The organism is Ruegeria sp. BF12, assembly GCF_056538705.1.
The window spans coordinates 1-26,164 of the sequence record NZ_JBQFTP010000012.1 but is presented as its reverse complement, the minus strand read 5'-3'; the positions used below and the strand labels follow the sequence as shown (position 1 = coordinate 26,164).

Here is a 26,164-nt window from a genome sequence, read left to right as displayed (position 1 = left end):
GTCACATACCGGCACGTTCAAGGTCAGTATGGCATTTTCCGCGCGCCTCAGCGCGCTCAATGTCCCGCCGCTTTCGCGGCGGGTGTGGCAGGGTTGTCTGCTGCCGCATTGGGGCAGGTCGGCACCCCTGCCCGGTCTTAGGACCGCGCGCCACCTGTGGCGCATATGTGGTCCGGCCTGCGGCCGGAGCAGAAGAAAGGGCGGCTTGCGCCGCCCTGCCCTCCCGTCATTCGGTGACGGGATCGTCATCGGTGCGCTTCGGGAAGGCCACCATCTCAACGCCAGGGAACATGCTGTGCTTGACCTGGATCGAGGTGATGGTGCCGGTCTCATCGGTATTGACGAAGAGCACCCCGCATCGATCCCAGAATGTCTTGCCTTCTTTTTCACCGGTCTTGACGCTCAGTTTCAGAGTTTGAGTTGCCATTGTTTGATCCTCGCTATGGCGTGTTTCGATGAACAAGGGAAAAGCGGGCATCAAGGGGATGTCAGCAGGGAATTTGATCCGCGCGGAATGCGCCGCAGGCGCAGGGGACATTCCTTGTTGAAGCGCGGCGCCCGGCCCGGGCGCCGCGCGTCTTCCCCGACTGCCCGCTTATGTTCATCCCTTCAGAAACACCGCAGCCGAGGATCTTCTCCGGCAACGTACTTGAAACTGTCAGACCTGGTGAAAGGCAAGGCTTTCTGGGATCGCTGCGCGCGGAACATCTGAACAAAACGATGTCTTTGATGGCGGCAACATCACCTCGATCCGACACAGGCGCGGCGCTCAGTTCTAAGTTGGGGGTTGCCCTTCTGGGTCGGTATGACCGTCGTCGCAAAGGATGAAGAATGACGGACGGTGCAAACCGCCCTATCCAACTGGCGGAGGCCAAAGACCGGACGGTCCGGCCCTGGTCCGTGCTTGTGCGGATCAGGTAAACAGCCGGACTCAATTTGGATTGGCGGGTTCGGTAGGACGCCCCGGTAATCCGCAAGAACTCTCTCAAGCGCTGTCGCGGGGCGAGACCGGCGCACGGGCAGATACAGTGATGAGTACGCCAAGAAAAAGGCCCACCGAAGCGGGCCACGAGTTTAACCAAAGGAAAATCTGGAGGTATTCTTTACAGGCTAACGCTTGCGCGCGCGATCGACAACACCGTCAGCTGTGATCGTGGCAATGCGATCCTCTGTGCGGCGGGTCATTTCCACCCCGTCACCCGTCATATGCGCCTCGGCAAATTCCGTGAACTTGAAGATGCTGCCATCTGCTTCAACATGGGTTTCGTCCTCTGCCGAGCGCCGCTTCACCGATCCGTCATGGCGGATTTCGATGATCGTGTTGTCGGCCATTCGGACCGTCACGGTATGCTCATCTACAGCGACACCCTGCCACCAGGCATCTGCATCGCGGCGCACAACAATGCGGTTTGGGTGCAGCTTGATCTGCACGTCCTGTACCTCGTCCGGATCAGCGGCTTTGACGACCACGATGGCCTCCTGCGCGCTGGGATCACCATGGATCGACGCGCTCCCGTTTTTTGGCGGCCAGAGCTTCGGCTGTGTGCGCGGCTTGCCCTTCTGGTCTGTATGAAACCCGACGAACATCTGCGCGGATTTCCAGACGCGGCGGGCGGCTTTTTCAACCGTAGACGGAGCTGCATCGGTGGACATGGTGGATAGCCTTTAAAGTGGGTTAATTCACGTGCATTTTCGGGGTGAGCGTCACACCCACAGCGCTCAGCACTTTCAGCACCGTGCCAAACTCGGGATTGCCATTTTCGCTAAGTGCGCGGTAGAGGCTTTCCCGAGACAGACCAGATTTGTCGGCCACACTCGACATACCTTTGGCCTTGGCAACATCGCCAAGTGCCGACGCGATCAGCGCCGTGTCGCTGGTTTCAAAAGCCGCTTCAAGATAGGCTTGAATGGCTTCCGGGCTGTCCAGATAGTCAGCCGCTTCAAACTTCGTTGTTTTGACACCCATGTTTTTCACTCCAACTCTCTTGCCATCGCCTTGGCGGTTTTGATGTCGGCTTGCTGGGATGACTTGTCTCCCCCGCACAGCAAAACGATCAAAACGTCACCGCGCGACACATAGTAAACGCGATACCCCTTCCCTTCGGAGATACGCAGTTCACTCACACCTTCACCAACCGGTTTCACATCACCGGGATTGCCCAGGCTCAACCGCGTGATGCGAACCAAGATCCTGGCTCTCGCCCTTTGGTCCTTCAGGCCCTTGAGCCACTTGTCGAACAGGTCCGTCTTACGAATTTCTATCATACCTATATGTAGCCTACAGGCTACAACCTTTCAAGTCAAAACAACCTATACCATTGAACTAAAATCAAAAATCATTGCTGAAAAGCAGGGCGCGTTGCGCCCTGCCCTGCCAGTTTCAGAAGCAATCCGGCACCCATGCATCGATCCGGGCTTTCTGTGCCTCGGTCACGCCCAGTGCCTTTTGATGCTCTGGATCATTGAAGAGCTTGTGCAGCGCCTCGTTCTTGGCACCCTTTTTGGATTTCGCGAAGGCTTTGAACATGTCGGCGTCGATGTGCAGGTCCAGCAGGTCTTTGTAGAGATCATCCAGCTGCCAGCCTTTCAGACGCTTGAAGCAGTTTTCAGCCGAAGGGGTCCAGATCGCGCGCATGTCAGCCTCGATCTCAGCCTCGATCTCCGCCATGAACTCCGGGCGTTGGGTCAGAAACCGCCGGGCCAGAAAACCCGTGATCTCACCATTGCGGGTCTTCTTGCCCAGATCGCGAAACGCTTTGAACGCTTCCACGCTGCCTTGTGCGGCAATCTCGTGGAACTGGTCATAGGCTGCCTGTGCCGCTTCATCCCGTTCTCCGCCAAGACGCGGGTCGAGGATGAACTGGTCATCGATCTCGGGTGTGTTCCGCTCGGCACCACCATAGCCAAACCCAAACAGATTGCTGCTCAGACCGGAGGCCGGGGTGGCAAAGAAAGCAAACAGGCTCAACACATAATCAGGCTTGTCCAGCAGGGCCGTTTGAACCGCTGCCAGCCGGATCGCCACCATGTCGTCGATGAACTTCTGCGAATAAACTGGTTTTGGTTCTTCCTTGATCTCCGGTTCTTTGACCGGGGCCAGAACACCAGCCTCAATGGCAGCCTGAACATGTTCCGCCGCGACATAGGCCGGGGATGTTTTGATCTCGCCATTGTTGGTGACATAGACAAACACGCCGGACAGCTTGCGCTGCGCGTCAGAATAGAACGGCGCCGTATAGTCCTCAAGCGCGGCCAGCTCCTTTTCACCATCCGCGTCCAGAGCCTCACCCTCATAGAGTTCGGCAAGTTCGTCATACCGTTCGGCCTGTCCTTCGGTGAAGTCCCGGCTCACCATGTCCAAACGGTGCATGTCTTTCGTACCCGAGAACCCATAGGGAATGTAGCTTTCCTCATGGGTGTCCACCCAGTCCCAGCCTTCCGCGTCGCGCAGTTTTTCCGCTTCTACCGCCAGTTTCTCGGCAAACAGACGATCCAGTAACGCGCCTTCATTGAATAGGGTTTCATCGGCAAACAGATCAGCGGTGACGGTGCCGCCCGCCTCAACATAAGCCTTCTGCCCGACAAATACGGCCTTGCGGCTAGTGCTGCTAACAGCCTCCGACGTCAGTGCCTGTTTGACATCATGCTCACTGAACCACCGACATTCTTTGGCCCGTTCCAGAACCTCCAGAATTTTCTCTTCTTCGGTGCTGACGGTCATGGCCTTGGCCAGCCCCATGCTGATCTCACCGGCTTTGAGCGCATCCAGAACGGCGGCGGGCAGACTGGCAAGCGCGAGGCGGCGGCGCACATGGGATTCGGTCACGCCAAACGCATTGCTGATCTTGGCAATAGACAGAGATTTCTCGGCCATTTTGCCATAAGCACGGACCTCGTCCACAGGGTCCAGTTCTTCACGGGCGGTGTTCTCCGCATTGGCCCATTGCTCAGCCACGAAGGGATTGTCCGTGACCTTAACGGGAACCTGTGCCAGATCAGCGCGCTCAGTCACGGCGATGTTCAGAGCCCGTAGGCGGCGACCACCGGCAACGATTGCGACTTTGCCATCGGTATCGCGCAACCCGCTGAGGTTCTGGATCAAGCCACACATAACCAAACTGTCGGCCAGAAGTGCAATACCTTCCTCACCAACCTCCTGTCGTGGGTTGATGTCAGACAGGTAGAGATCGGACAGGGATACGGTTTCGATGGTTTCCGGTGCGGTGAATGTTTCGACTTTGCTCATGGGGCAAATCCTTGTTTGAGTGTTTGAGATCGTGTTAAGGGTGCCCTACCCCTTCCGGGGTAGAGCGGAGCCGTTTAGATGGCTGCGTGTTGGATCAGGAAGCGGCGCGCGATGTGGAAATTGTCGCCCTTCCTGATTAGCGCCCACGCTTCTGCGATACGTTGCTGCAAGATTTCATTGCTCATGGTGTTCACCTCCTTTCCGGTTTGGGATTGAGATCAGTATTCGCTGGGGCACATGATGGTCAGAACGCGGCGCGTCACTGACGTGTCAAACGGCCGGTCGGACCCATACGTGTAGTCCGTGTCGTAAAGATCGATCTTCCAGAACAGCTTCTGGTCACGGACTGTCACCGCCCCAAAGGTGTGATCGCCATAGGGGTCATTGCCCTCGTCAAACTGGTCATCCGACGCCACCGCTGCCAAAGCTGCAGTCTGGAACTCCATCCCTTCACCTGACACGCCGGGCGTGACAAATACCTGACCCTGAATTCCCTTAGAATGCATCTCGATTGCCGCAGTCGGATCGATCAGCGCTTTCCGAAATAGGTCATTCTGGGTCGCAATCTCTGCCGCCTGCAGGCTGGTGTCAGTGTCGATGTCTTTTGTCTTTTCAATGTCCAAAACCGTCTCTCCTTTTGTGGTGCGACCTCTGGGGTTGATCCCCTTTGGTGCTGGTTTTGAGCCGAGCCCTGAAAGGGCGTCGTCTCTAAAACCTGCCCCGTGGCGAACGCGGAGAGGGGCGAGACAGGACCAATCGACAAGAGTGGTGCGGCCCGCAGCGCAGGCGCGCGAGGACACGGTATTGTCTATTTGTCTTGTCCGAGGGGGGAGGCCGCGCCTTCCCCCTTACGGAAGGTAGCGTTTGGCTTGTCCAAATCCCGCCTGACCCACAAGGAAAGGACAAAGGATCTCTGATCCTGCGTGAGCGCAAAAGGGACCGTCACCCGAATGGGCAGATCACCACGGCATGGACCGACCATGACCCAAAGCCCCTGCCCCGGCTCGCAAGAGACGGGTCAGGGGCTACTGGGACAGGGAGATCATTCTGGGGTGTTCTGGGTGGAAGCCGATACGTCGGCTGAAACCTAGAGCCTGCTCACGAGCCGAAAGGCTCGGGATTTGCCACAGAAACAGACTGCAGCCCGAAGTCACTCACCGACCGGAACATACCCTCGACGGAGCTTTTGCTTTTCGAGATTGTGGAGCGCTTCACTAGCCAGGGCTTCGTCATCATACGTCACCATCATGGCTTGCCCGTTCGTGCCAATACGCCCCCAGGTACGAAGCACTGAAACCTCCCCAAACAACGTCGGCTGCAACTCGATGCCATAGAACCGCGCCATGTTGATCTCAGGGTCCACATGGATCAGGTGCACAGGTGTGGTGTCTGTCAGCTCCATGACGCGATTGTCGATCAATAAAGCTCGTCTGTCCAATGACTTTGCTGGAACAGTCAATTGGCAAGGATTCAGAACCGTGATGAAAACATTCGACAACTCAATCTGTCTGATGCTTGCCTCGTACCCATCCAGGTACAGGAGCTCATATTGGCACCATTCCACATTCCGCTGCTGGAACCGTTGTGACCACTGGCCAGAGTAGGTACGGTTTTCTCATATCTTGCAAAACGAAATAGAAGGATGAAGGCAACGTGGCTGAAATCTTGGAAGGCGGATGTTTTTGCGGTGAGGTTCGATACCAGGTCACTGGCAGCGCAGTAATGCAACTCATGTGTTTTTGCAGTGATTGCCTATCGATGACCGGAACGGACGGTTATGCCGGGTACATGATAAAGTCGGAAGACCTGCAGCTGCTGAAAGGCAAACCACGGACCTTTGAGAAGACCTCAAAGGAAGGTCGACCTGTCATCAAGCATTTTTGTGGCACCTGCGGATCAGGCCTGTGGGGCGTGACAGCCTTCGGATTGACGAGCATTGCGGCTGGGACATTGGATGAGCCAAACAACTTCAAGCCAACGAGCAAGGTTTTTGTGAAAGATGCCCCCAACTGGGCCAGGGTTCCCCACCATTTGGAAGAAATGTAGCGTTTGAAGCTTTGGTATCACCTACATTTCTGTCTTGGAGTTGTTCCTCTTGGTGACCCGAGTTGCTACGATTGTCGTTGAGGCAATAAGCAGGACATCGCGATGCGCAATGCAATCTTTTTACCCCTAATGGCTTTGTTCCTGGGGGTCGTCATGGACGTTAAACCGGCGGCGGCCGCGTCACTCGGAACATATGAGGTTTTTGGCGTCGAAGACGGTGACATGCTAAAAATGCGCAGTGGGCCTGGAACAGGGTTCAATGTGATCGTTGGTCTTCCAAATGGAACCGCACTACGAGTTCACGGCTGTGAGCAGACCGGTGGCACCCGTTGGTGCCGCGTCTCTTTGGAGCGCGCGCGCAAGCTTAAGGGATACGTCTCTTGGGCATATTTGCGGAAAATCTAATACGACAGCGATCAGCACCACCATCTTTTAGCAATCATAGAATACCGGCGGAAACGCCCTGACGAATCCACTAGTTGGGCTCACACCCGTCGTCGAAGCGGCTCGCAACATCCCCGAATTCGCTGGGTTCAGGACGGCCCTAAGGCTTTGACTGGGGAGCGCTTGATCGCCTGCACCGTAACGGATTGATCCTGGACCCGGTTGGAAAGGCAAAATCGGTGGTACTGACCGATGAAGGCCTGCGCCGCTCCGAAAAGCTTTTCACAGAGCTTTTTGGGCGGGAGCCAAAGACATAGCATTCGCCATGACAAGTCCCTCCATGTAACGCAGGTCTGCATACGCGTGTGGGCTGGCTGGCGGTTGCAATCTGCGCTAAATCGCCCCTGTCCGGCAAACAGGGAGAAGCTGAAGATGACAACGGGGAACGATCTTGGTGGGCTCATCGGGTTTATCACCCGTGACGAGATTTGGCATGAGCGGCTCGCTGATGTGTTGGACGAGCATTTTCTGCCAGCGCTCGAGGCCTTCGATCTTGAGTTCGAGGATCTGGGCGACTTGCTGGGCGAGGATTGGCCGATGGTCCTGTGGGGTGGTGGCCTGGAAGATTTGCTGGGCAGGACATTCGGAGCGGACGCCGAAAACGCTGCGGATGCTTATCTGAAAGGGAGCGGTTCCAAGGAGAGTGCGCAGACCCGCGCCTATATCAAAGGATTGCGGGACGCGTCGGTCAGCCTTTATGAGGTGAGCGAGGTAGACCCCGGCAGATCCATGGTCTTGCGCAACATGCTTTCGGACGCAGAGCCGGTTACCGTCCGGGAACACAGCGCGACGCAGATGCTGCAGCGATGGGATCGCATCGCAGCTCGGGTTGTCGCACAGGGGGATTATAACGTGATCTCGGGGGCGCTGCTCCCATTCGACCCCGACACCGTCGCGTTTTTTGAAGACGGGCTCCGCTCCGTGTTGAAATTGAACCCCGACGTTGAACTGAGGCTGACACAGGATCAGCTACACCGTTCCGCACCCCTCTTCACCAATGCCTGGCTCTTCGCACATCTGCCGAACCTACTGGATCCGGAACCACCACAAATCAGCAACAGCGATGGCGACAACCTGCTCTTTCACGACATGCGCTTCCCCCTCGCCAGCAAAGTGACGCAAAGCCAGGTATCTGAAAAGCTAACACAGTCCGCAGAACTCGTGATCTCAGGCCAGAAGGATTGGACCTGGCTTGACCTCGACACCCCGTCCGGCACCAAGCACGGCACCGGCCTCGTGTTGGACAAATCAATGTCAGGGGCCTCCGTGCTTGGGTCCCTAGATCTGAAAGGTCGGACACTCACACTTTCTGTGAGCTCTACAGCGCGCGCTGAACGCGGCGAAGCCCTGGTCCGGGACCTCCTGGGCGACCTGGTGAAATCTCCGCTGACATCAATCCAGACCGCCGAACAGATGATGGCGGATGACAGCACGAGTAACGGAGTGGCAGAAGAAGAGGACATCCCCCGTGCCCTTGCCCGTCAGATGGCCCACGAATATCTCGAACAGCATTACCGCGATACGCTTGACCAGCCGATTCCTGCCCTGGATGGCAAGACCCCGCGCCAGGCCGTTCGCAGCACGGCGGGCAGGAAGAAAGTCATAGACTGGCTGAAGACAATCGAAAACCGCAGCGCGCGCCAGACCGGCTCTCCGGTGGCTGAGTATGATTTCGGCTGGATGTGGGACGAGCTTGGTCTGTCAGACTACCGAAATTGGACCAGCGATGGTTCTTGCAAAAACCGTTCCAAAGCTTCGCCTCCTGAACCCATCGACTAACCCATGTTTTCCCGGCTGCGTCTTGCAGAGATGTGGCAAGGGTTATGCTGTCGCTGCGCGTCCAGATGGTTTGCCTCGTGACAGCTGGGGCACAACAAAATTTCAGTCTCCGTGGACACACCGGTTTCATAATCGAAACAGTACTCTTGTCCACATATTTCCAGCACCTCTCCACTCTTGGCCAGTTCCGAACTTGTCACCTCGCAGTGATCACAAATTCCGTCCAAGAGAGCTGATTGGAGTTCAGAAAGAACCACTGTTTTCTGAAAATTGCACACTCTGTCACTCATAACTGCTTCAGGCTTTCACAAAATGGTGAAGAGAGAAAGCTTGTGAAACAAGAATTCAAGGGAATGTGACATAGCCCAATGGGTTCGAGATTTAGTTTCGCCGATCATTGCCTGTAAGCTGCGCGGCGCGTCGAACTTTCACGTCAGCCGCCATCCCACAACAGACCCGCGCACATCAAAATACAACCTGGGCTAGTCCTCCCAGCGAAACGCGTCGTTGTCCGCCTTCACCCGACCAATAGACGGCAAAGCGAAGTGGTTTCCCAGCACAATACATCCCGTTTCCGAGGCGCTTTCCAACAGTTTCCGACGGGATGTCACGGCCATCTCAGCATCGGAATCAAACATAAAATGCCACTCGGGATGCCAGCACTGGGCGGTTGTATGGATTGCATCACCTGTAATCAGAGCGCGCCGGTCGCCACTGGTGATTTCGACCGAGACATGACCTGGTGTTTGGCCTGGCGTGGGGATCAGAGTGACGGAATACACCCTGTCGCAGTCCTAAGGTTCACAGGAGGCCCGAGACAAAGTAGGTTTCTTGTGCAGAGGTAACGGCAATAGGCGTGGATCAGAATGGCGCGACAGCTCCCACTCGAAGGTAACAAGCCCTTTCTGGTTTACGCCGGCACTGGCACCGACCTGATTTTCAATCATGGAATTGAGCTTCCCGGTTTCGCGTCGTTTCCATTGCTGGAAGAACCTGGCACCAGGGTGATACTGGCCGGTCAAATGCAGGCTCTTGTCGATCTGGCCCGTGAAATGAATGTCGGATGCATCCTTGATGCGCCCACATGGATGGCGAACGCCGACCGGGCAGCGCCCTTGGGGTACGATGCAGAGCGGCTCGCCGAAGTAAACAAAGATGCGGTCAGTCTAATGGAAGACGTGCGCCAAGCTGCCGCTCGCGATGATGTACTGGTGTCGGCCTGCATCGGCCCGCGCCATGATCCTTACGCCGACATCCCGCCGGTACCCGTCGAAGATGCACGTCAATACCACGCCGCTCAAATGCACAGCCTGAAAGACACAAGCCTCGATCTGGTCACCGCTTATACATTCAACCGCCCAAGCGAGGCAGCGGGATGCATCCTCGCCGCCCGGGACGCTGAACTGCCGATCATCATGTCTCTGGTTGTTGAGACAGACGGGTGCCTGGCAGACGGGACCAAACTTGTGGACGGAATTGACCAGATCGACGCAGCAACCGACTCGGCGGCGCTGTTTTTTATGGTCAACTGCGCTCACCCTACCCATTTCGCCGGAGCGCTTGGCAACCACCCCCGGCTGAGAGGCCTTGTGGCGAACGCTTCGAGTTGCTCGCATGCGGAACTTGACGAAGCAGATGAGCTGGACGAAGGCGATCCAGCTGAACTTGGTAAACAGATTGCCGCGATTGCGAGGCAGAATCCGTCGATCCAAGTATTTGGAGGATGCTGCGGTACCGACATGCGCCATCTGAAATCGATGATCAGCGAACTAGCATAGCCAACTTGGTTCAATCTGAGCGATAACGCTGAGATCTAAGGTGATCCCGTAATTTCTTTCCACAACTTGTTAGGAGATCGGCCCAAACCGGTCACTCGATCGGGTATTGAGATGCCGCGGTCGCAGCCCGCATTGCCGACATTCGCTTCGTGCGCGAAGCTAAGGGCTTACTGATCTAGCGGAGTGCGGACAATTCTGACTATTAGCGAATAGGGCCAAAGGTCCTACCTGGGGTTGTCAGCCGACCTACACGGAAAGCGAATTCACTGCTCGACTACTTTACCTGAAGTTGGTGCGTAAGAATCTCTACCATCTTTTGAGCCTCAGTTGCGTCGAGTCTTCCGTGATGCAACAGAAACTCTGCGACAATTCGATCCGTGTAACGACCTGTAAGTATGTCGTCGCGTAAGACTAACTTGAGACGCGCAAATTTGGCTGCATTGTCGTGGCAGATAACGCACTTGTCTTGGAACAGGCGTCCAGATTCGTGAATAAATTCGAACTGGTCAATCAGGTGGTCGATTTCCTTGTCTGATAGCCTGCCGTGGCCTGCCTCCAGAAAATCGAGGGCAAGGCGACCAGAGGTTTTTCCGACAAGGCCATTCTCAGTCGCAACCAAATTTTCAGAAACAAAATCTCCGGCATGCGAGTCGTGACAGACTGCGCAGTTCTCTTCGTAAATCAGATGCGGATCAGACTGCTGGGCGTTCAGGGAAACTGCCCAGAAAACAAAGTTGACTGCTAAGCCAATTTTCACAAGCTGCTTCATGTTCGAAGCTCCATGCTGTACGACGGAAAACCAGCGATCAGTATAAACGACTTCGAAGTAATCAACCTTGAGAAGGGTCAACCTCCAAGCAGGCTAAGCAGGCTTTCGCTGCACTCGATTGGCGGCTTTGGGCGAGGTTTAATGATCCTCGTCAAAGCATATGCGGCAGTATGTCGGTACAGACAATTGTGACCGCCGACATGATGCTCTGCGGGCATCTCACACGCGAGGCATACATGACGATCCAGTTGGGCGCCGGTGCTGATCCATAACAACGCGGCCCGCGCTATGCTGAAAAGCAAGCCGAAAAAGACGCATCGTTTACCAGATGAATGCAGATGGCGACGGACTCGTATCTCAGGTCCAGTTCCTTGCCGACAAGGGGGGGTGTAAACTCACGTCCCCAGACGAAGATAGCGATGGATTCCTTTCTATGCCCGGATTCATCGTGGCACGTTTGGCCATAAACTAAGCAATTGATGTAGCGCTAAGCTCAATTTCAAGCTTTTCGTCATCGTCGTCGTTGATGACGGTGATTGGATAATGCGTATCAGTTCTGCGTTGCCCCTAAATGCAGCGCGGGATTCTTCAGCGGTCGGTGTTGCTGTACATAGATTGGAGCGGAAGGGATATCGGTGTGACTTGCTTGGACTCTGTCGCAAGATCGTCCTGAGCGGCGATCTCTTGCTCTAAGCGCACGCTTAACCGAAGGTACGTAAGCCGACTGCCAATTGCGCGACCCTTTCATATGGCTCAAGTCGAAGTCTAGCGACAACAATCGTTGCCGCCTTTGAGATATCTGAAAAGGAAAAGAATATGCCCAAATTGGCTCTTATCACATTTATCGCGATGGCCACCCCTGCTCTGGCACAGGACCTCAGCACAGACACGGTACTCGGCACCACGATGGAACAAGTAACCTCCAACTTGACCGAAATGGGTTACGAGGTCCGCAAGGCCGAAATGGAAGAGGGCAAGATCGAGGTCTATTTCGTCAAGGACAAAACCATGGGCGAGGTTTATGTGAGCCCCGAAACAGGCAAGATTATCAAGCTCGAGATGAAGTGAGCTGACGATGTCGATTGTTACAGATCCTGCAAGCGGGCGCGACAGCGTCCGTGACATCGCGGTATGGGACCCGCTGGTAAGGCTGATCCACTGGTCGCTTGCCCTGACTATCCTGCTGAACGGCGCAATAACCGAAGAAGAAAGCAAGCTGCACGAGTGGGTGGGTTATGCTGCTCTGGGGCTTGTCGCCCTTCGTCTGCTCTGGGCCGTCATCGGTCCACGGCACGCGCGCTTTTCCGCTTTCCCGCCAAACCCGGCAAGAGCGATCCGACATATGCGGGCGATTCTGCACGGCGACCGCACGGTTCATCTGTCGCACAACCCGCTGGGCGCGCTCATGGCCTACAACCTCTGGCTAACAGTGATAGCCCTCGGCGTAACCGGGTACATGATGACGACGATCCGGTTCTTTGGCATCGACTGGGTGGAAGAGGCACATGAGTTCGCCTTCAACTGGCTCATGCTGTCGGTTGCGCTTCATGTTGCCGGTGTGGCGTTCGATAGCTGGCGTTCCGGTGTAAATCTGGTGCGCGCTATGATAAATGGACACAAACGCATTCCGGACGGAACAGAGGTGGAATGAAACGTCGCACAATGACGCCGATTACAAAGGAACGACGCGCGACAGTGCTTGCGGGTATCATCATCCTGCAAGCGCTTTGCGCGCTGTTTTTCATCGGCGACGTGATTGCCGATCTGAGCGGCGGCGGACATCTTGAAGACCTCCATCTCGGACTCGAAGCGCTGGCAGCACTCGCACTTGTCGGTGGCGTCGTGTTCCTGATGGTGGAATTGCGACGGCTATTGGCACGGGTGAACGACATGGATGCCGGTCTGAGGGTTGCGCGCGGGCAGATGGCCGAGGTGATGGAGGGCTTCTTCGAGGACTGGAACCTGACGCAGGCAGAGCGCGACATCGCGACGATGATCCTCAAAGGGCTCGACAATGAGGCCATCGCAAAAGTCAGAAACACTGCGCCTGGCACCGTTCGTGCTCAGGCCACCAGTATCTACTCCAAATCCGACACGCATGGTCGGGCCCAATTCGTCAGTCTTTTCATGGAAGAATTGATGTCAGGCGACTTTTCCACGGGTGAGGTGGCGAAAGGCCATCAGCCGCCTGAAGCTAATGCGCCGGGGGACAAGCTCCACGCAAAATAGTGGATTGGTCTTGGATGCAAATACTGACATCAGTCTCAAAACAGTCCGCAGGTCAAATTGGGTTAAACTCAATTTTCCGGGCAGACGGACATCTTGGACTTTCACGCAATGCCTGCTTGTCCTAAGCGGTGAACTCCCCAGTGGCATGTCGTAAGGAAGAGCTTCAGGCGGTTTTGGTGTTGCCTACGGGTGAAGCGCTATTTCGCAGGCTGTCCTTTCAGGATCGACGCGCCCGCAAGATATGCATCCAAGCCACGACAGAAATGACCAACCAGACACCCGTGCGCAGGGTCATTGCACCAACGGTGCGCATCTCATAGGCGTTGCCTTGCAGCACGTGAGCGCCGAAGGCCAGGAAAACCAGAACGGTGGCAACCAGAATGCCTATCGATATCCAGACCGCTGGCCGATGCCGCAGAAACAGCCCAATACCGGCCACGACATAGGCGAATCCCGCCAGATAGTTGAACCACAGCACGAAGGGCACCGCATTGCCGACGGCGGCGCGCGCTTCCTCGCTTCCAAACAAGGCCCTTCCGCCTGAGAAAACGGTCAACGCGCCGAACACTATTGCCACGTTTGCCGCTATGTTCAGGGCGCGGTTGCCAGAGTTTGCGTTTTTCATGTCACGTCCCCTTCCTCTCCATCAAGCTGGCCGTCGCGTAGATGGAACAGCTTGTCGAACCGGTCATAAATCTTCTCGTCATGCGTCACTGCGATAATGCAGGCGTCTTGCTCGGCTGCCAGCTTGCGCATCAGGTCCATCACGATCCCGGCCCGCTTACTGTCGAGCGCCGCAGTTGGTTCATCAGCCAGAATAATGCGCGGGCTGTTGGCAAGGGCGCGTGCGATGGCCACACGCTGCGCCTCACCCCCAGACAGAAGCGCGGGCATCGCATCCTTGCGGTGACCGACCTCCAGATAGTCCAGCAGTTCGATAGCGCGCCTTTGCGCCTCAGCCGTCGATTTTCCAGCCAGTTTCAGCACCAGCGCAACGTTATCTTTGGCGTCTAGAAATGGCAGAAGATTATGGAACTGAAAGATAAACCCGATCTTGTCGAGCCGGAGCTTACGCAGATCGTCTCGCAGCCATTGGTTGTCGTAAACCACCTCATCGTCCAGCGTAACCTTGCCCGCACTCGGAGCAATGATGCAGCCAATGGCATTCAGAAGCGTCGTTTTACCCGATCCAGACGGACCGAGTAGCGCCACCACTTCGCCCGTCCGGACTGACAGATCAACATCCTTCAGAGCGTCAACGCGAGTATCGCCCTCGCCAAAGTGTTTGGAGACATTAGCAACATCTACAATCACGCGGCGCGGATCATTGAGCATGACGTCACCCTCCGATTGCCGTGGCTGGATCGACCTTGAGTGCGGCACGCACGCCAAGGCCGCTGGCCACAATGCAGACAAAGAGGATGATCCCTGCTAGCGCGGCGGCGTTGATCGGCTCCAACACCACTCGACGGGGGAAGTAGTCCTTGACGAGCAGGATAAGGATCAGACCAAAACTCCAGCCAACCGCACCAAGTGCAATGGATTGCTGCACGATCAGCCCGACGATCGTGCGGTCGGGCGCGCCGATCAGTTTGAGTGTGGCGATCTGCTTCAGCTTTTCCATGGTCATTGTGTAGATAATCAGCGCGATCACAACGGCTGAAACGGACAATAGGATGCCCAGAAACAAACCTATCTGCCGCTTTGCCCGGTCCACCACAGACATCAGCAAGATTGACTCCTGATCGGCTTGTGTCAGGGCCCCAAGATGTTTCCATTGCCGCACCGACTGCGCCACTGCATCTGGGTCAGCGTTCGGCTCAAGCCGTGCGATCACAGCTGCCACACTGTCCTGACTTTCGAGCAACCCCGCGCCTCGCGCCTCCTGAACGCGTTGCGCCGGCGGGGCCAGTTGCGTCTGTAGCACCTGCGCATCGCGCAGGGTGATGAACGCTGCCGGATCACCGGCGGAATTCATCGTATCCTCGACCAACCCGACCACAGTGAAAGGATCGCGGCCCAGTCGGATCACATCGCCGACGGACAGTCCGGATTTGGCATCTGCCACGATCTCGAAATGGGACTGACTGATCCCGCGTCCAGCCGAGATTGCTTCGGGTCCACCGGGATGACCTGACTCGTATCCGATCACGTAAAGGCGTAGCGTTTCGCCGCGAAAGGGCGCCTCGACGGTTTGGTAGCTGATGCTGCCCGCTTCGGCCACACCATGCAATCGGACCACGGCATCACGGGTACCGTCGGGAATTTTCGAGGCTTCTGCAAAGGGCCCCTGTGTACCTGATTCAACAATCCAAAGATCTGCCTGCGGTGCTTTGACGATGTTCAGCGCGTCCGCGACCAGCCCATTGTAAATACCAATCATAGCCAGCACGACCGCCATCAGAAGGCTGAGGCCGAGGCAAGTCAGTACGAAGCGGAATAGATTATGACGCACATCGCGGTATGCGAGGTTCATGGCGCATCCCTCTCGGCAACCCGAACCATGCGTCCCTCCGACAACCCTTTAACGGGTGCCACAATGAGCTGCGCGCCGTCGGCAATACCACTGACCAGCTCGACCCGTGCATCCTCGGTCCGGTGACCGAAGACTGCGGACACCTGATGCGCACGTCCCTCCTGTGCGACCCAGATACGACCTTCATGCCCATCAAACCCGGTTACGGCGATCTCTGGAACCAACAACGCATCGTCCAACTCTGTCACCGTGATCCAAATTTCGGCCTGTTCGCCGAGAAAAACCTGTTCCGGGCACCGATTGCACGCAATCCAGACCCGGCGCTCTTCGTTCACCCGATCGCTTTCAATACCGATCCGCGCGATCTTACCCGTGAAGACCTGATGCGGCAGAGACCGCAACCGCACTTCGGCAACCTGTCCGAGTCGCAGAGGCCCGGCACGCTCTTCATCAATATAGGCCAACGCCCAGACAGTGTTCGGATCCATAAGAGTAAAGATTGGTTCACCGGCGATAACAACGGTACCTGCTTCGACATGGCGCTCAACGACGACCGCGTCAAATGGTGCCCGCAACACATGATGATCGAGCAGCACGCGTTCGTATTGCAGGGCTGCCTCGGCGTCCTTGTGCATGGACTTGGCTACCTCAACATCACTTTCTGCGACGGCCAGATCGGCCGCTGCAACATCGACATCACGTTGCGCCTCTTCTGCAGCCTGGGTCGAGACGGCATTGCGTCCGGCAAGTTCCTGCTGGCGCGCATTTGTCGATTGCCGCTGCGCCAGAATGGCGCGGGCGCGGATCACGTTTGCCTCGGCCTTGCCCAGGGTGGCTCCTGCGGCGGCAAACCCCGCTTCGGCGCGCGCGACTTTTGCTTGTTGTTCCTTAGGATGAAGCCGGGCAATGACCTGCCCCTCTTCAATCACATCGCCACTGTCGACCAAAAGTTCGGTCAACGCGGCACCAACCTCAAATCCGACATCTGAGACGATCCGTGCTTCGACCGTACCCAGCCCATAGACGCGCACAGGGACACTCTTTTCAATGGTGGCAGTGGAAACACTGATCGGGCGCTCTGTTAGCACAAACCAGCCAAATACGGCGAGGACGACAACAAGGGTTACACCCAGAATGATACGGCGGCTCATGGCGAAACCTCCGTACTTTCTATTCGGAACAGCCGCATCTGAGCGTCGAGCAATCGGCGTCCTTCGGATTCCAATGGAAAACTGCGTTTCCCCAAAGTCCAACGGATCGCCAGCCCTTGCACCAGCGAGACCAACAATAGCGCTCCGTCTTCTGGTGGCAGGTCTGTGTCGAACAGGCCCTCTTTCTGTCCCTTGGTCAATTCAATGGCCAGCAATGCGACCAATTCGGTCATCAGTGCAAGAACGGATTGCCGCAGATCGTCGTTTTCCACCTGTAGCTCACGCGAGAACAGGATGGACGGGATGGCCGGCATTGTCTCGATCTGGTGCAATTGAGCCAAGATCAGCGCTTTGACTCGGGCTGTCGGATCGTTGGATGTCTTCAGCGCGTCAGCCCACGCGGTCTTGAGGCGGTCAGAGATCCCCGCAGCCACCGCCAACCATAAATCCTGCTTGGTCGCGAAGTGCCGGAAGATTGCGGGCTGCGTCAACCCTACTGCATCAGCAACCGACTGCGTGGTCAGGCGATCCGGGCCCAACTCGTCCGCGAGACGCAGCATTGCCTGTACGATCTCGGTCTTGCGTTCATCTGCGGGCTTACGAGCAGGCATTACGCACCAGTTTGTTAGTGATTACTCACTAACTAAATAGGGCGATGTTTGCTTACCGTCAAGCGCATCTGCAGTTGATTGCGGCATAGGGGATCGAAAATGGTCGCATGGCACTCTCTAGTAGCGAGAAGACGACAAGAAACAGCAGAGAGAGCCTTATGACTGCGCAACACCTATAGGCGACCTTCATGAAAATGCGGTATCAAATAGCTTGGGCTCAAAGCGGAACTCGGAGCCGACGCGACATTGAGCCAGAAACCTGTATTCCTGGCGTCGTGGGCGGCCCATTCCTGCCGTTCACCTGCACATACCGATGCCGCGGTCGCAGCCCGCTTCTCGGACATTCGCTGCATTTGCATAGTTTAGCCTGAGCAGACGTTAGAGCTCTTTCAGGATGCTTTTCCCGAGAATTGGACAGTTAAGAGAACTTTCGCGGTTCAGCAGCAGAGTGCCGCCAATCCAGAATTTAAACTGTGTTTTCCGACCGGGCATATCTGTCAACGCAAGTTGAAGTCCAAAGTGCGATACATCGTGAAGTCATCACACCAAGACACAGCGCAGTCGTCACATGCATCTGGTAGTCGTGTCGCGCCAAGGCGCTTGGTTCGTTTTGTGACTTCTTTCGTCACAACTGTTCTGTTGCTACTAACAAGGCCATAAGCAACAAGGAAAGCGTCCCGACCTACCTTGATCAGTTCGCTATCTGTGAATTTGGCGTCATCGCTTTGATACCCGTCACGTAGCGCTTGCTGCACTAAGGCGGGGTCTGCATCCTCATCTAAAAGTAGCGCTTCCTTTGCGTCTTCTCCCTTGATCCAGTCGGCCAAGTCATCGCTACCGCCTGACACTTCTTCATAAATCTCACGCGGCATCTTGATTCTACCAGCATCACCTTGAACAACGAGCCATTCCCAAAATTGGGGAATGTGTTCTAAAGGGTAGTAGGTGTTCTTCGCAGTTATCAACACGTTGGCATCGATTAGGTACATCAATGCGCTCCGCTTGCGTTGGAGAACAGATCACCCTTTTTTCGTTTCGCCTCGTACCTTCTCAACAGCGGTTCTACCGCAGATGGTTTCGACCCCAAAAGGTTTGCAGCTTTTGTGTAGGTAAGCGCATTGCCGCGAACGGAGCGATAAACTACCTCCAATAGTGCGTTGCCCAGATTGTGAGATTTCACAACGTGCGGGTTTGGTCCGTCGCTATCTTTCATCTTTTCTTTTTGGCTCTTGAGAGCAGCCTGCCAACGTGCCGAGTACACCCCACGAAGACGGCCATAGGCATCGCCACTTAGGTCACCTGTTCTATAGAGTTGATAGGCGACCATCGGACCACTGACAGACCACTTATAGGCAATACTATCAACCACTGCCTCCGCACTATTGCTATCGTCAGGGTCAAAGTCAGGCATACCCTTGCGGAAGTGCGCCGAAGGCAAAAGAAACTCTCCAGCCACATCATTACAAAACCGTTCAATCTTGGCGGATTGGTTCGTCGGGGTGGCAGTAGAGGCTTGACCGCTTACTCCGGTTGTTCCAAGCCAAATATGGGCAAGTTCGTGCATCAGTGTAAAGGAGCGGGACGGTTTGGCCTCTTTTGCGTTAATCACAATAAATGGGGCGACATCATCAGCGATTGCAAAGCCGCGGAATACACTGGACGGGATCGTGGAGTGGTGGGAACCAAGATCGGACAACAGCAATACAAAAACGCCGATGTCTTCCACTTCCATACGCAGCCGCTTAAACAGCTTGTCCGGGTCACCGCGGCGCAAGCTCACATCCGTGTAGTCAAACTCAAGTTCGTTGGAAATGGATTTTACCGTGGCCTCAACACTCGTTTTGAGATTGACGGATCCTACAAATTTGTGCTCCCAAAAATCCTCGTCATCTATGAGGATGTCTTTTATGGCCTCTTGCCGAGCCTTCACATCACGCAACAAAGCATCCAACATAGCATTTTCGCGCTTTGTGCGGCTGTCCGGACTTTGACGAAAATCTTGCCCTCTGCGTCCGGTGCGTGGCGGCTGTTCCATGTAAAATGCTAGCAAAGGTCTTTTGTACAACTTGGCAAAGCTATTCAGTTGTGCACGGGACGGTTCTCTGTCGCCACTTTCAAGTGCCTCAAGCTTCTGATCAGCCGTCTCACGGACTCCATCAGAAAACAGCTTGCGCGCAGCATCTTCCAGCGTGAAACCAGCGGTCTCACGTGCCCAAATCAGGACATCTGGATTGACTTTAATGGACATAAACCGTGCTTCGCCGTTGGATATTTGTTCTTTGATTACTTGAGATGTAGGACACTTTGCAGACGACGCATAGTGCATAGATATCACAGTGAGGTCTGCTTAGCGATGCTAGGTGCATTTTGGGGCCGACCCAGGGAATTCACTCTGCCGCCTGTAAGGGAGTTTCGAGTGTCAAAACTGACTTTGCAAAGGTCACTTCTGCGCTTTACTGACATCGGTACGGCTGCGGCATCATCGAAGTCGTCATTCTAGACCGGAATGGCCGTTTTTTGATTTTCGAGTGAACGGTTTCGCGACTGCAGAGAACGGCAGCTTCCCGCGCTTCGTGCCGTACTTCAGCCCCCTACCCGTCCCGATCTAGCTTTAACCAATATCGCGTGTACCGGAGTTCACCCGTTCGGATCAAAGCGCCCTTCTCTACCAGGTTCTGGAGATCCCGCGTTGCTGTGGCGCGCGATGTTCCCGTGATCGAGATATAGTTCTCAGCGCTCAATCCCCCTGTGAACCCATCCGGCCCAGCCTTGAACAAACGGGCGATTACCTTGCTTTGGCGAGTGTTGAACTGATCACGGTACCGATCATAGAAGTGCGTCTTGGAAATAAAGAAACCAACCCGCTCAAGCGTCACCTGCTGTGCTGTAAGGACAGTTTCGGCAAACCAGACGAGCCACGGTGTGACTTCCAGCGTCTTTTGATGGCGTTCGAGTTGGTCGTAGTAAGCCTTCCGCTCTCGCTCGATCGTGAAAGCAAGGGCAATCAGACTTGGCTGACCGATATTCTGGGCCAAGGACTTTTCAGCCAGCGCCCTACCCAACCGGCCATTGCCGTCCTCAAAGGGATGAATGCTCTCGAAATACAGATGGCTCAAACCGGCCCGGATCAGTGCGCGCAATGGTTCGGGACCATCCGGTGCGGTCCGGTTGAACCAGGCTACGAACTGGTCCATTTCAGCCGGAACCTGATGTGAAGGTGGAGCTTCGAAATGCACCGTTGGGCGGTCGAGCCTGCCTGAGACGATTTGCATCGCATCCTCATGGCTCCGGTATGATCCAATCGTTTCCAGATGCCTGTCATGGGACAGAAGCATGTCATGCCACCGAAACAGGGTGTCGTGTGACAGTGGTTCCGAATAGTTGGAATAAACATCCACCATCATTTCAGAAACGCCCTGCTCGCGCGGTTTGGATGGATAGCTGTCGGGAGCCAGTCCAAGATGTCGGCGCAAGGAAGATTGCACGCTGAGACGATCCAGCATCTCACCTTCGATCGCGCTGGTCTTCATTGCTTCTTCGCTTAGCAGGTCGATACGCAATTGATCTCGATCCGATGTGTTCACATGATGAACCGCTCCAAGAACTTCCCCTGAGGACAACAGGAACTGTTGCTCGTATGGTTCGAGTCTTGCGGCGTCGTAACGAAATGTCGGCCAATCAGGGTTCTGCCAGTTCCACATCGTGAGGTATAAGCTTCCTTTCTATAACTCACTATTTATGGTTGCGTGATTTATAGAGGTCAATCCTATAGCTCACCTTTTTCAGACCCTTCGATCCAGTCATCACTTGGAGGTGTAATCTGAAAACGGTAAATTTCATCCTGTTTCCCCAAATTTACGTAGCATTGGATGTCCGCGAGAGCATTGCCTTTGGAGACAATTCGCCCTTTTCGATCTTGGCCAGCAACGAAATCAGGTAAGCCCCTGGAGATTGTATGTTCTCAGCACGTTGAAAGATGTATCCGAGAACAATGAAGCGAATAGCTGGGCCAAAAGTTGATTTCATTGCATACCAGGTTTGGCCAAGCCGTAGATACTCGGCGATATCATCCATAAGCCGATCACAGTGGTGCTGATCTTTTGCAAAGCGTAGTTCTGAGCATAGCCGTGGAAAACTGCGCTCCATTTGGTCTGGAGAAACCTGAATCTGAGAAAGCTTTTCTTTCTTAACTTCCGGATTCAAAGAGTCCTCTTTGTGCCCCTCAATTTCACTGTCACTGGCCCTCAAATTTTCTGTATCAGTCTGTGTTATCTCGGAGATTTCCACAGAGATTTCTGCCAACAGCTCGCTGAGTACATTCGCATCTGGTTTGCGACGCAGAGCATTGCGTACGGTGGTCACCAAATCAGAGATCGCGGTGTCATTTGCTACGAGTTCCTTAAGGCGCGCCAGAGCGGCGGAAACTTTGTCACGGAGTACAGTGAACTCGAGAACGCGATCAGCATGCCTCTGGGCTTCCTGAATGAACTCAGCGTGCCGTTCAGACAAAGGCATCAAGGAGAGCCCAGTTGCGGTGACCACCCTGCCCTGGCGATCCCGGCGCGCCCATCGCTTACCGTTTGCGCTCATGACGCGGCGGATAAGTCCAAGGTCCACCAGCGTCGAGATATGACGCTCAACTGTCTGCACGCTGACATGAGTTCGTTTGGCTATCGCCGCGTTGGACGCGAAACAGATGTGATGATCATCCTGGTCCGCAGCAATCTGATCACCGCCCATAAAGGAAACCATCGCTCTCAGGACATTGAGAGTTGTGGATTTTAACCCAAGAGGTTCTCTGGCCTCTTCAACGGCGCGAAGAAGTATCCATTTTTTGGGCGTACTGTTCCCCTGCCCTGCCGTTCCCGACAAGGTCGCTCCAATTGGAGCCAATGCTGTTAGTGTTTTCATGATTATCTATCGGCAGACAAAAATTACCCGTTCGCTCAAGAGCGTTTTTTCTTGTGTGGCGATTCGGGTGCTGCTAGATTCTAGGTGTCTAATCTAAGAATTGCGCTTTGCGCAGCAGCCCTCGAAGCTCCGGTTTCGGGGGTTTTGTTTGTTTGCCTTCCTCCTTTCTGCTCGTCCTCAGTTCTTTTTCTTGGCGTTTACAGCTGTAAACTCAGCGTGTGAGCGCTTAATGATTTCAGCCATGTTTTCGTCCAACCAGCTAGCGAAGCCAGCGTTAGCTCCGGTCCTTTTGACCGAAACAGTTAGTGATCCGTTGGTAGATTTGATTGTAACGCCTTCGATTGGGTTGAGTTCGGCTGCACCTTCTCTTTGTCTTGCACCGCGTTTGGCAGCTGCTTTTAGGAGCATTTCCAGCCGATCATCTGACGACATCGATGGCTCAATGGTTGCAAGAAGATTTGCAGCTTCATCTTCCGCTAGCTTGCCTGCAACGAAGTGCTCTGCAAGCACGGTCCATTTTGGGCGGCCTGATTTTGGGGCTGCGCCGATCATGTCACCAATCTTTGCAGGAACATGTTGCGTAATTTTTGTCAGGTGAGACAGCCCTGATTTCGAAACGTTCAATACTTGCCGCACCGTTGCCGTGTCATGCCCGGAAGTCAGGATCGCCTCGGCGAAACGTGCTTTCTCGTAGAAGGAAAGATTGCGCCTCGCAGCATTCTCAAGCCCTTTGGCGAGAAGCGCTGAAGCATCGTCGATATCCTGAACATTGGCGCGGACTTTAATACCAAGTTCACGACAGGCTTTGAGCCTCCTCCGTCCATAAATTGCCTCGTATCGACCGTCGGATTTCGATCTTCTGACAAGAATGGGAACTTGTTGGCCACCGTCTTGTATACTCGACATCAAGCTTTCAAAACTATCGTCTTCTTCGTCAATGTTTACAGCTGTAAACTCACCGAGCCTATCGGCAGGCCCCCAGTCGTCGATCAGAGCAGGGTCAATTTCCCTGATTGCGGCAAGAGAGCCCTGAAGCGCACCAAGAGCAGGGGCATTGGGTTTTGGAGTTTTATCGATGGCCTTGGGGCCAGAGCGCGCGATGGTGTTTGCGATCCCCGACATCTCCTGAAGCGACTTTCTAGCCATTAGCTGCGTCCCCATGCTTGATGGATCATTTGCTCTACCTCAGAGCCGATCGCATCCATTGAGTTCTTTGCCCGATCATAAGTTGCGCGTGTCATTTCTGACCGCACGACTTCGTAAATTGATTGTTTGAGCATTGTGGCGTCACTGACCGCGGTGCTTTTGAGGGCTGTGGCTGACATAACGCGATCCTGAAACAGTGCCCGCATGAACGAAGCCAGTTGTTGAGACGGTACGTCTGTTGGCTCGTCACGCGTTATCAGGAATTTGAAGTTGTCGTATTCGAGCGTAGCGCCGGCATCTTCAATGACTGCCATGTAAGCACCAGCGAGTTCGAGAAATTGAGCCGTCGAAGACACGTCCAGCATCGAAGGTGTAAGTGGCACAAGCAATGAACTGGCGGCCGCCATCCCAGCAATTGTCAAGAATCCTAGCTGAGGTGGGCTATCAATCAGAACAAGGTCAAAATCTCCTTCCACCTGGGCCAGGGCATTCCGTATTCTTGTAAAGAACGGATGGTCTGGGTTGGAGTGAACGGCAGATTCTGTCTCAAATTCGGAAAGAACAAGCCGTGACGGAGCCACAGAGAGACCGGGGAAGTACGTCGGAAGCACGACGTCCGCCATATCTACCGGATCTTCATATCGAATAGCATCGTAAATCGTCAGCCCGTCAAACTCTATTTCGGGGCTTATGCCGCACATGGATGTAAGAGAGCCTTGAGGATCCAGATCAACAGCCAGCACACGGTAACCGCGAAGCGCAAAATAGTGAGCCAAGTGAATTGTTGTGGTGCTCTTACTGCTGCCGCCTTTGAAGTTCATCAACTGCCAGACTTGGAGCTTTTCTCCTTCAGTCCGGCGAGGGACATAGCGCCCTTTTTTGCGTGAGGTTTTCTCAAGCGTTTCGCGAGCCTCCCAAAGTTCTTGGGCAGTATAGTAACGCCTACCGCTGCGTACGTCATTCGGTTCAGGAATCGTTCCCTCTGCGTGGACTTTGCGCATGAATTGACCTGAGACTCCTAAGAGTTCAGCAGCTTCTGGCGCTGCAAAATTTCGCAGTGATTTGGTGTTGTCGGGGGCAAATGCAGCAAGTAGATGTTCCCGGATAGCCGAGTTTAATCTCTCAGATATTTCCGTGGCGAGTGCCGATGGTCTTTCTGCCGCAAGTGGTGTCACGGGAATCATGTAGTTGCCTCAAATTAAAGAATGTGGTCATTTTTGCGCCACTTGAGATAAACAGCCGTGATTCATAGCACTAAGTCAAGGATTTTCGCCTATATTGTAGATTTTCCAACGCGGAGGACTACATACGCTTTGCATCAGAGCAGGGTGGTTTACAGTTGTAAACTCGGTTGAGCGGGATCATGGGTTCTTTCAGTCGATGAAGTTCTAACGTAGGCATGCGAAGGCATTCCTGTAAAACTCCTCCCTATGCTCCGCTTTGAGTAGAACGCCTCTAGCATGGAGTTGGAGTGAAGGCCGAACGGCTTTTGGCGCAAATTGCGCAATTGGGAAGGGCAGGGAGCTAGTTGAGCTGATTGGTCAAATTCTCTCACCAACAATTTCGTTATCGAGTTTTCTGCGATACCAACTTCGTAACAATACTTCTGCGCCAGTACGGGAGTACGATGCGGTGAGAATGGCATGGCGATCTGGGTCAGATACACCGAGCTCAGCCCGTGCGCAGAGGAAAACACGCGAACATTCCGGCTAGAGTCAGCCGCTCGCCAATTGCCCAAGAAATGGCATACCGTGAGGGCGGGGTTTCGGGAATTGTGCGCCTGTAAGTTGCGACGGAACACGGAACTGTCCTCGATCCAGTGCAGCTGTGCTTGCGCGGCGCGGCTTTTGACGCAAGTCTCTACCGTCATTGGATTCATATGGGATCACAGACATGATCCGTGTGTTCACGTCCCATTAGCGTCCATAAAACCAGCTTGCTCGAATTAGTGATTTTGGGCTCCTCAATCGTTGAACAGACGGTCTCGTTGGCATATATTGCCAAAAAGGAGGCTTACGCCATGGTAACCCGCAATGTTGTACTTACAGAATCGCAGGATCAACTGGTGCAGAATCTGGTTGCGTCCGGTCGATATCAGAACGCCAGTGAAGCGTTGCGCGCCGGCCTTCGGCTTTTGGAGCGGGAAGAAGCGGGGCTGGAGTCTCTCAAACAAGGCTTGCAGGAGGGTGTAGCGCAGGCTCAGGCCGGAGATTTGGCAGAAGGCAGGGGTTCGGATGCGATCCGTCGTGCCTTTGCAAGGGCACGAGCCAAGGCGTGACCAGACCCTTTCGACTGACACGCCGCGCTGAATCCAGCCTGGTGGAAATTGCCCGATGGACCATCGACAAGTTTGGATCGCATCAAGCCGATCTTTATGAACAAGAACTAATAGCGCGCTGTCAGGCCATCACAGAGGGCAGGGTGGCCAGCCGAAGTTGTTCTATATTGGTCGAAGAGGCGGCGGATCTCAGATATGTGCGCGCAGGAGAGCATTTCCTGGTTTATCTGGATCAGCCGGACGCGGTGATCATTGTTGATATCCTGCATTCCCGTTGCGATCTGCCGCGACATGTTTCCG

Annotated in this window: 30 protein-coding genes; 10 read left to right on the top strand and 20 right to left on the bottom strand. The window is 54.7% G+C overall.

Annotated elements, in window-relative coordinates:
• Positions 1-226 precede the first annotated feature (226 nt).
• The 7 genes from ACR0J0_RS17425 to ACR0J0_RS17395 form a co-directional block, all read right to left on the bottom strand.
• Positions 227-427 carry a hypothetical protein gene (locus ACR0J0_RS17425; protein WP_170417785.1) on the bottom strand — a complete coding sequence of 67 codons (201 nt, stop codon included), beginning with the start codon at positions 425-427 and terminating at the stop codon, positions 227-229.
• 683 nt (positions 428-1,110) lie between these two features.
• Complete coding sequence (locus ACR0J0_RS17420; protein WP_170417788.1) at positions 1,111-1,653, bottom strand: hypothetical protein; 543 nt, start codon at positions 1,651-1,653, stop codon at positions 1,111-1,113.
• Positions 1,654-1,675: 22 nt separating this feature from the next.
• Positions 1,676-1,966, bottom strand: a complete 291-nt coding sequence (locus ACR0J0_RS17415; RefSeq protein WP_152460667.1) for an addiction module antidote protein — start codon at positions 1,964-1,966, stop codon at positions 1,676-1,678.
• Between the two features lie 5 nt (positions 1,967-1,971).
• Positions 1,972-2,265, bottom strand: a complete 294-nt coding sequence (locus ACR0J0_RS17410; protein ID WP_170417791.1) for a type II toxin-antitoxin system RelE/ParE family toxin — start codon at positions 2,263-2,265, stop codon at positions 1,972-1,974.
• 115 nt (positions 2,266-2,380) lie between these two features.
• The gene (locus ACR0J0_RS17405; RefSeq protein ID WP_170417794.1) at positions 2,381-4,246 is read right to left on the bottom strand and encodes a ParB/RepB/Spo0J family partition protein; all 1,866 of its coding nucleotides are present in this window, start codon (positions 4,244-4,246) and stop codon (positions 2,381-2,383) included.
• Between the two features lie 218 nt (positions 4,247-4,464).
• Positions 4,465-4,869: a DUF3768 domain-containing protein gene (locus ACR0J0_RS17400; RefSeq protein ID WP_152460664.1), complete on the bottom strand. Its 405-nt coding sequence runs from the start codon at positions 4,867-4,869 to the stop codon at positions 4,465-4,467.
• 527 nt (positions 4,870-5,396) lie between these two features.
• Complete coding sequence (locus tag ACR0J0_RS17395; RefSeq protein ID WP_245220702.1) at positions 5,397-5,666, bottom strand: WGR domain-containing protein; 270 nt, start codon at positions 5,664-5,666, stop codon at positions 5,397-5,399.
• Between the two features lie 233 nt (positions 5,667-5,899).
• Here ACR0J0_RS17395 and ACR0J0_RS17390 point away from each other — a divergent pair, with 233 nt between their 5' ends.
• The 4 genes from ACR0J0_RS17390 to ACR0J0_RS17375 all read left to right on the top strand — a co-directional run bounded on the left by ACR0J0_RS17390 (position 5,900) and on the right by ACR0J0_RS17375 (position 8,515).
• The gene (locus tag ACR0J0_RS17390; RefSeq protein WP_152460663.1) at positions 5,900-6,292 is read left to right on the top strand and encodes a GFA family protein; all 393 of its coding nucleotides are present in this window, start codon (positions 5,900-5,902) and stop codon (positions 6,290-6,292) included.
• Between the two features lie 153 nt (positions 6,293-6,445).
• Positions 6,446-6,697 (top strand): SH3 domain-containing protein, encoded by a 252-nt coding sequence (locus ACR0J0_RS17385; RefSeq protein ID WP_408015525.1) that lies wholly within the window; start codon positions 6,446-6,448, stop codon positions 6,695-6,697.
• A gap of 185 nt (positions 6,698-6,882) precedes the next feature.
• On the top strand, positions 6,883-6,993 hold the full coding sequence (locus ACR0J0_RS17380; protein WP_371732129.1) for a DUF6429 family protein: 111 nt from the start codon (positions 6,883-6,885) through the stop codon (positions 6,991-6,993).
• 115 nt (positions 6,994-7,108) lie between these two features.
• The gene (locus ACR0J0_RS17375; RefSeq protein WP_174819503.1) at positions 7,109-8,515 is read left to right on the top strand and encodes a DUF7986 domain-containing protein; all 1,407 of its coding nucleotides are present in this window, start codon (positions 7,109-7,111) and stop codon (positions 8,513-8,515) included.
• 482 nt (positions 8,516-8,997) lie between these two features.
• Here ACR0J0_RS17375 and ACR0J0_RS17370 read toward each other — a convergent pair whose 3' ends face one another.
• Positions 8,998-9,297, bottom strand: a complete 300-nt coding sequence (locus ACR0J0_RS17370) for an MBL fold metallo-hydrolase (protein WP_170417797.1) — start codon at positions 9,295-9,297, stop codon at positions 8,998-9,000.
• A gap of 84 nt (positions 9,298-9,381) precedes the next feature.
• Here ACR0J0_RS17370 and ACR0J0_RS17365 point away from each other — a divergent pair, with 84 nt between their 5' ends.
• Positions 9,382-10,293: a homocysteine S-methyltransferase family protein gene (locus ACR0J0_RS17365; protein ID WP_170417800.1), complete on the top strand. Its 912-nt coding sequence runs from the start codon at positions 9,382-9,384 to the stop codon at positions 10,291-10,293.
• A gap of 274 nt (positions 10,294-10,567) precedes the next feature.
• Here ACR0J0_RS17365 and ACR0J0_RS17360 read toward each other — a convergent pair whose 3' ends face one another.
• Positions 10,568-11,062, bottom strand: coding sequence for a hypothetical protein (locus ACR0J0_RS17360; protein WP_480665391.1), 495 nt, complete (start codon positions 11,060-11,062; stop codon positions 10,568-10,570).
• Positions 11,063-11,878: 816 nt separating this feature from the next.
• On the opposite strand from ACR0J0_RS17360, the gene ACR0J0_RS17355 reads away from it, so the two are divergent.
• The 3 genes from ACR0J0_RS17355 to ACR0J0_RS17345 are packed head-to-tail and all read left to right on the top strand — an operon-like array spanning position 11,879 to position 13,291.
• Positions 11,879-12,130, top strand: coding sequence for a PepSY domain-containing protein (locus ACR0J0_RS17355; RefSeq protein WP_480665390.1), 252 nt, complete (start codon positions 11,879-11,881; stop codon positions 12,128-12,130).
• Between the two features lie 7 nt (positions 12,131-12,137).
• Positions 12,138-12,713, top strand: a complete 576-nt coding sequence (locus ACR0J0_RS17350; RefSeq protein WP_480665389.1) for a cytochrome b/b6 domain-containing protein — start codon at positions 12,138-12,140, stop codon at positions 12,711-12,713.
• Positions 12,710-13,291 (top strand): helix-turn-helix transcriptional regulator, encoded by a 582-nt coding sequence (locus ACR0J0_RS17345; protein ID WP_480665388.1) that lies wholly within the window; start codon positions 12,710-12,712, stop codon positions 13,289-13,291. The genes ACR0J0_RS17350 and ACR0J0_RS17345 overlap by 4 nt, the downstream gene beginning before the upstream one ends.
• 217 nt (positions 13,292-13,508) lie before the next feature.
• On the opposite strand, the gene ACR0J0_RS17340 is transcribed toward ACR0J0_RS17345, so the two are convergent.
• The 11 genes from ACR0J0_RS17340 to repA form a co-directional block, all read right to left on the bottom strand.
• Positions 13,509-13,916, bottom strand: coding sequence for a hypothetical protein (locus tag ACR0J0_RS17340; protein WP_480665387.1), 408 nt, complete (start codon positions 13,914-13,916; stop codon positions 13,509-13,511).
• The gene (locus tag ACR0J0_RS17335; RefSeq protein WP_480665386.1) at positions 13,913-14,626 is read right to left on the bottom strand and encodes an ABC transporter ATP-binding protein; all 714 of its coding nucleotides are present in this window, start codon (positions 14,624-14,626) and stop codon (positions 13,913-13,915) included. The genes ACR0J0_RS17340 and ACR0J0_RS17335 overlap by 4 nt, the downstream gene beginning before the upstream one ends.
• A gap of 4 nt (positions 14,627-14,630) precedes the next feature.
• The gene (locus tag ACR0J0_RS17330; protein WP_480665385.1) at positions 14,631-15,767 is read right to left on the bottom strand and encodes an ABC transporter permease; all 1,137 of its coding nucleotides are present in this window, start codon (positions 15,765-15,767) and stop codon (positions 14,631-14,633) included.
• Entirely contained in the window at positions 15,764-16,918 is a 1,155-nt protein-coding gene (locus ACR0J0_RS17325) for an efflux RND transporter periplasmic adaptor subunit (protein ID WP_480665384.1), read from the bottom strand. Before ACR0J0_RS17325 ends, ACR0J0_RS17330 begins: the two co-directional genes overlap by 4 nt.
• Entirely contained in the window at positions 16,915-17,529 is a 615-nt protein-coding gene (locus tag ACR0J0_RS17320; RefSeq protein ID WP_480665383.1) for a TetR/AcrR family transcriptional regulator, read from the bottom strand. Before ACR0J0_RS17320 ends, ACR0J0_RS17325 begins: the two co-directional genes overlap by 4 nt.
• A gap of 497 nt (positions 17,530-18,026) precedes the next feature.
• Positions 18,027-18,518, bottom strand: a complete 492-nt coding sequence (locus tag ACR0J0_RS17315; protein WP_170634626.1) for a DUF4411 family protein — start codon at positions 18,516-18,518, stop codon at positions 18,027-18,029.
• Complete coding sequence (locus ACR0J0_RS17310; RefSeq protein ID WP_480665382.1) at positions 18,518-19,855, bottom strand: ImmA/IrrE family metallo-endopeptidase; 1,338 nt, start codon at positions 19,853-19,855, stop codon at positions 18,518-18,520. The genes ACR0J0_RS17315 and ACR0J0_RS17310 overlap by 1 nt, the downstream gene beginning before the upstream one ends.
• Positions 19,856-20,120: 265 nt before the next feature.
• Entirely contained in the window at positions 20,121-21,230 is a 1,110-nt protein-coding gene (locus ACR0J0_RS17305; protein ID WP_170417844.1) for a Fic family protein, read from the bottom strand.
• Positions 21,231-21,384: 154 nt separating this feature from the next.
• Positions 21,385-22,440 (bottom strand): helix-turn-helix domain-containing protein, encoded by a 1,056-nt coding sequence (locus ACR0J0_RS17300; protein ID WP_170417847.1) that lies wholly within the window; start codon positions 22,438-22,440, stop codon positions 21,385-21,387.
• Positions 22,441-22,617: 177 nt separating this feature from the next.
• A complete protein-coding gene (repB, locus tag ACR0J0_RS17295; RefSeq protein ID WP_170417850.1) occupies positions 22,618-23,586 on the bottom strand; it encodes a plasmid partitioning protein RepB in 969 nt (322 codons plus the stop codon).
• Entirely contained in the window at positions 23,586-24,770 is a 1,185-nt protein-coding gene (repA, locus tag ACR0J0_RS17290) for a plasmid partitioning protein RepA (protein WP_170417853.1), read from the bottom strand. Before repA ends, repB begins: the two co-directional genes overlap by 1 nt.
• 836 nt (positions 24,771-25,606) lie before the next feature.
• Here repA and ACR0J0_RS17285 point away from each other — a divergent pair.
• Positions 25,607-25,864, top strand: a complete 258-nt coding sequence (locus ACR0J0_RS17285) for a type II toxin-antitoxin system ParD family antitoxin (protein ID WP_170417856.1) — start codon at positions 25,607-25,609, stop codon at positions 25,862-25,864.
• Positions 25,861-26,164, top strand: a 304-nt coding sequence (locus ACR0J0_RS17280) for a type II toxin-antitoxin system RelE/ParE family toxin (protein ID WP_480665381.1), incomplete at its 3' end; no start/stop codon positions are given. The genes ACR0J0_RS17285 and ACR0J0_RS17280, both read left to right, overlap by 4 nt.

What these genes read in the sequence shown, in the direction of transcription:
- ACR0J0_RS17345 (WP_480665388.1), top strand. Translation starts at nt 12,710, where the DNA reads ATGAAACGTCGCACAATGACGCCGATTACAAAGGAACGACGCGCGACA.
- ACR0J0_RS17300 (WP_170417847.1), bottom strand. Translation starts at nt 22,440, where the DNA reads ATGAAAACACTAACAGCATTGGCTCCAATTGGAGCGACCTTGTCGGGA.
- ACR0J0_RS17325 (WP_480665384.1), bottom strand. Translation starts at nt 16,918, where the DNA reads ATGAGCCGCCGTATCATTCTGGGTGTAACCCTTGTTGTCGTCCTCGCC.
- ACR0J0_RS17420 (WP_170417788.1), bottom strand. Translation starts at nt 1,653, where the DNA reads ATGTCCACCGATGCAGCTCCGTCTACGGTTGAAAAAGCCGCCCGCCGC.
- ACR0J0_RS17415 (WP_152460667.1), bottom strand. Translation starts at nt 1,966, where the DNA reads ATGGGTGTCAAAACAACGAAGTTTGAAGCGGCTGACTATCTGGACAGC.
- ACR0J0_RS17340 (WP_480665387.1), bottom strand. Translation starts at nt 13,916, where the DNA reads ATGAAAAACGCAAACTCTGGCAACCGCGCCCTGAACATAGCGGCAAAC.
- ACR0J0_RS17350 (WP_480665389.1), top strand. Translation starts at nt 12,138, where the DNA reads ATGTCGATTGTTACAGATCCTGCAAGCGGGCGCGACAGCGTCCGTGAC.
- ACR0J0_RS17365 (WP_170417800.1), top strand. Translation starts at nt 9,382, where the DNA reads ATGGCGCGACAGCTCCCACTCGAAGGTAACAAGCCCTTTCTGGTTTAC.
- ACR0J0_RS17385 (WP_408015525.1), top strand. Translation starts at nt 6,446, where the DNA reads ATGGACGTTAAACCGGCGGCGGCCGCGTCACTCGGAACATATGAGGTT.
- ACR0J0_RS17285 (WP_170417856.1), top strand. Translation starts at nt 25,607, where the DNA reads ATGGTAACCCGCAATGTTGTACTTACAGAATCGCAGGATCAACTGGTG.
- ACR0J0_RS17425 (WP_170417785.1), bottom strand. Translation starts at nt 427, where the DNA reads ATGGCAACTCAAACTCTGAAACTGAGCGTCAAGACCGGTGAAAAAGAA.
- ACR0J0_RS17330 (WP_480665385.1), bottom strand. Translation starts at nt 15,767, where the DNA reads ATGAACCTCGCATACCGCGATGTGCGTCATAATCTATTCCGCTTCGTA.
- ACR0J0_RS17335 (WP_480665386.1), bottom strand. Translation starts at nt 14,626, where the DNA reads ATGCTCAATGATCCGCGCCGCGTGATTGTAGATGTTGCTAATGTCTCC.
- ACR0J0_RS17305 (WP_170417844.1), bottom strand. Translation starts at nt 21,230, where the DNA reads ATGTGGAACTGGCAGAACCCTGATTGGCCGACATTTCGTTACGACGCC.
- ACR0J0_RS17310 (WP_480665382.1), bottom strand. Translation starts at nt 19,855, where the DNA reads ATGCACTATGCGTCGTCTGCAAAGTGTCCTACATCTCAAGTAATCAAA.
- ACR0J0_RS17375 (WP_174819503.1), top strand. Translation starts at nt 7,109, where the DNA reads ATGACAACGGGGAACGATCTTGGTGGGCTCATCGGGTTTATCACCCGT.
- repA (WP_170417853.1), bottom strand. Translation starts at nt 24,770, where the DNA reads ATGATTCCCGTGACACCACTTGCGGCAGAAAGACCATCGGCACTCGCC.
- repB (WP_170417850.1), bottom strand. Translation starts at nt 23,586, where the DNA reads ATGGCTAGAAAGTCGCTTCAGGAGATGTCGGGGATCGCAAACACCATC.
- ACR0J0_RS17355 (WP_480665390.1), top strand. Translation starts at nt 11,879, where the DNA reads ATGCCCAAATTGGCTCTTATCACATTTATCGCGATGGCCACCCCTGCT.
- ACR0J0_RS17410 (WP_170417791.1), bottom strand. Translation starts at nt 2,265, where the DNA reads ATGATAGAAATTCGTAAGACGGACCTGTTCGACAAGTGGCTCAAGGGC.
- ACR0J0_RS17315 (WP_170634626.1), bottom strand. Translation starts at nt 18,518, where the DNA reads ATGTACCTAATCGATGCCAACGTGTTGATAACTGCGAAGAACACCTAC.
- ACR0J0_RS17360 (WP_480665391.1), bottom strand. Translation starts at nt 11,062, where the DNA reads ATGAAGCAGCTTGTGAAAATTGGCTTAGCAGTCAACTTTGTTTTCTGG.
- ACR0J0_RS17320 (WP_480665383.1), bottom strand. Translation starts at nt 17,529, where the DNA reads ATGCCTGCTCGTAAGCCCGCAGATGAACGCAAGACCGAGATCGTACAG.
- ACR0J0_RS17405 (WP_170417794.1), bottom strand. Translation starts at nt 4,246, where the DNA reads ATGAGCAAAGTCGAAACATTCACCGCACCGGAAACCATCGAAACCGTA.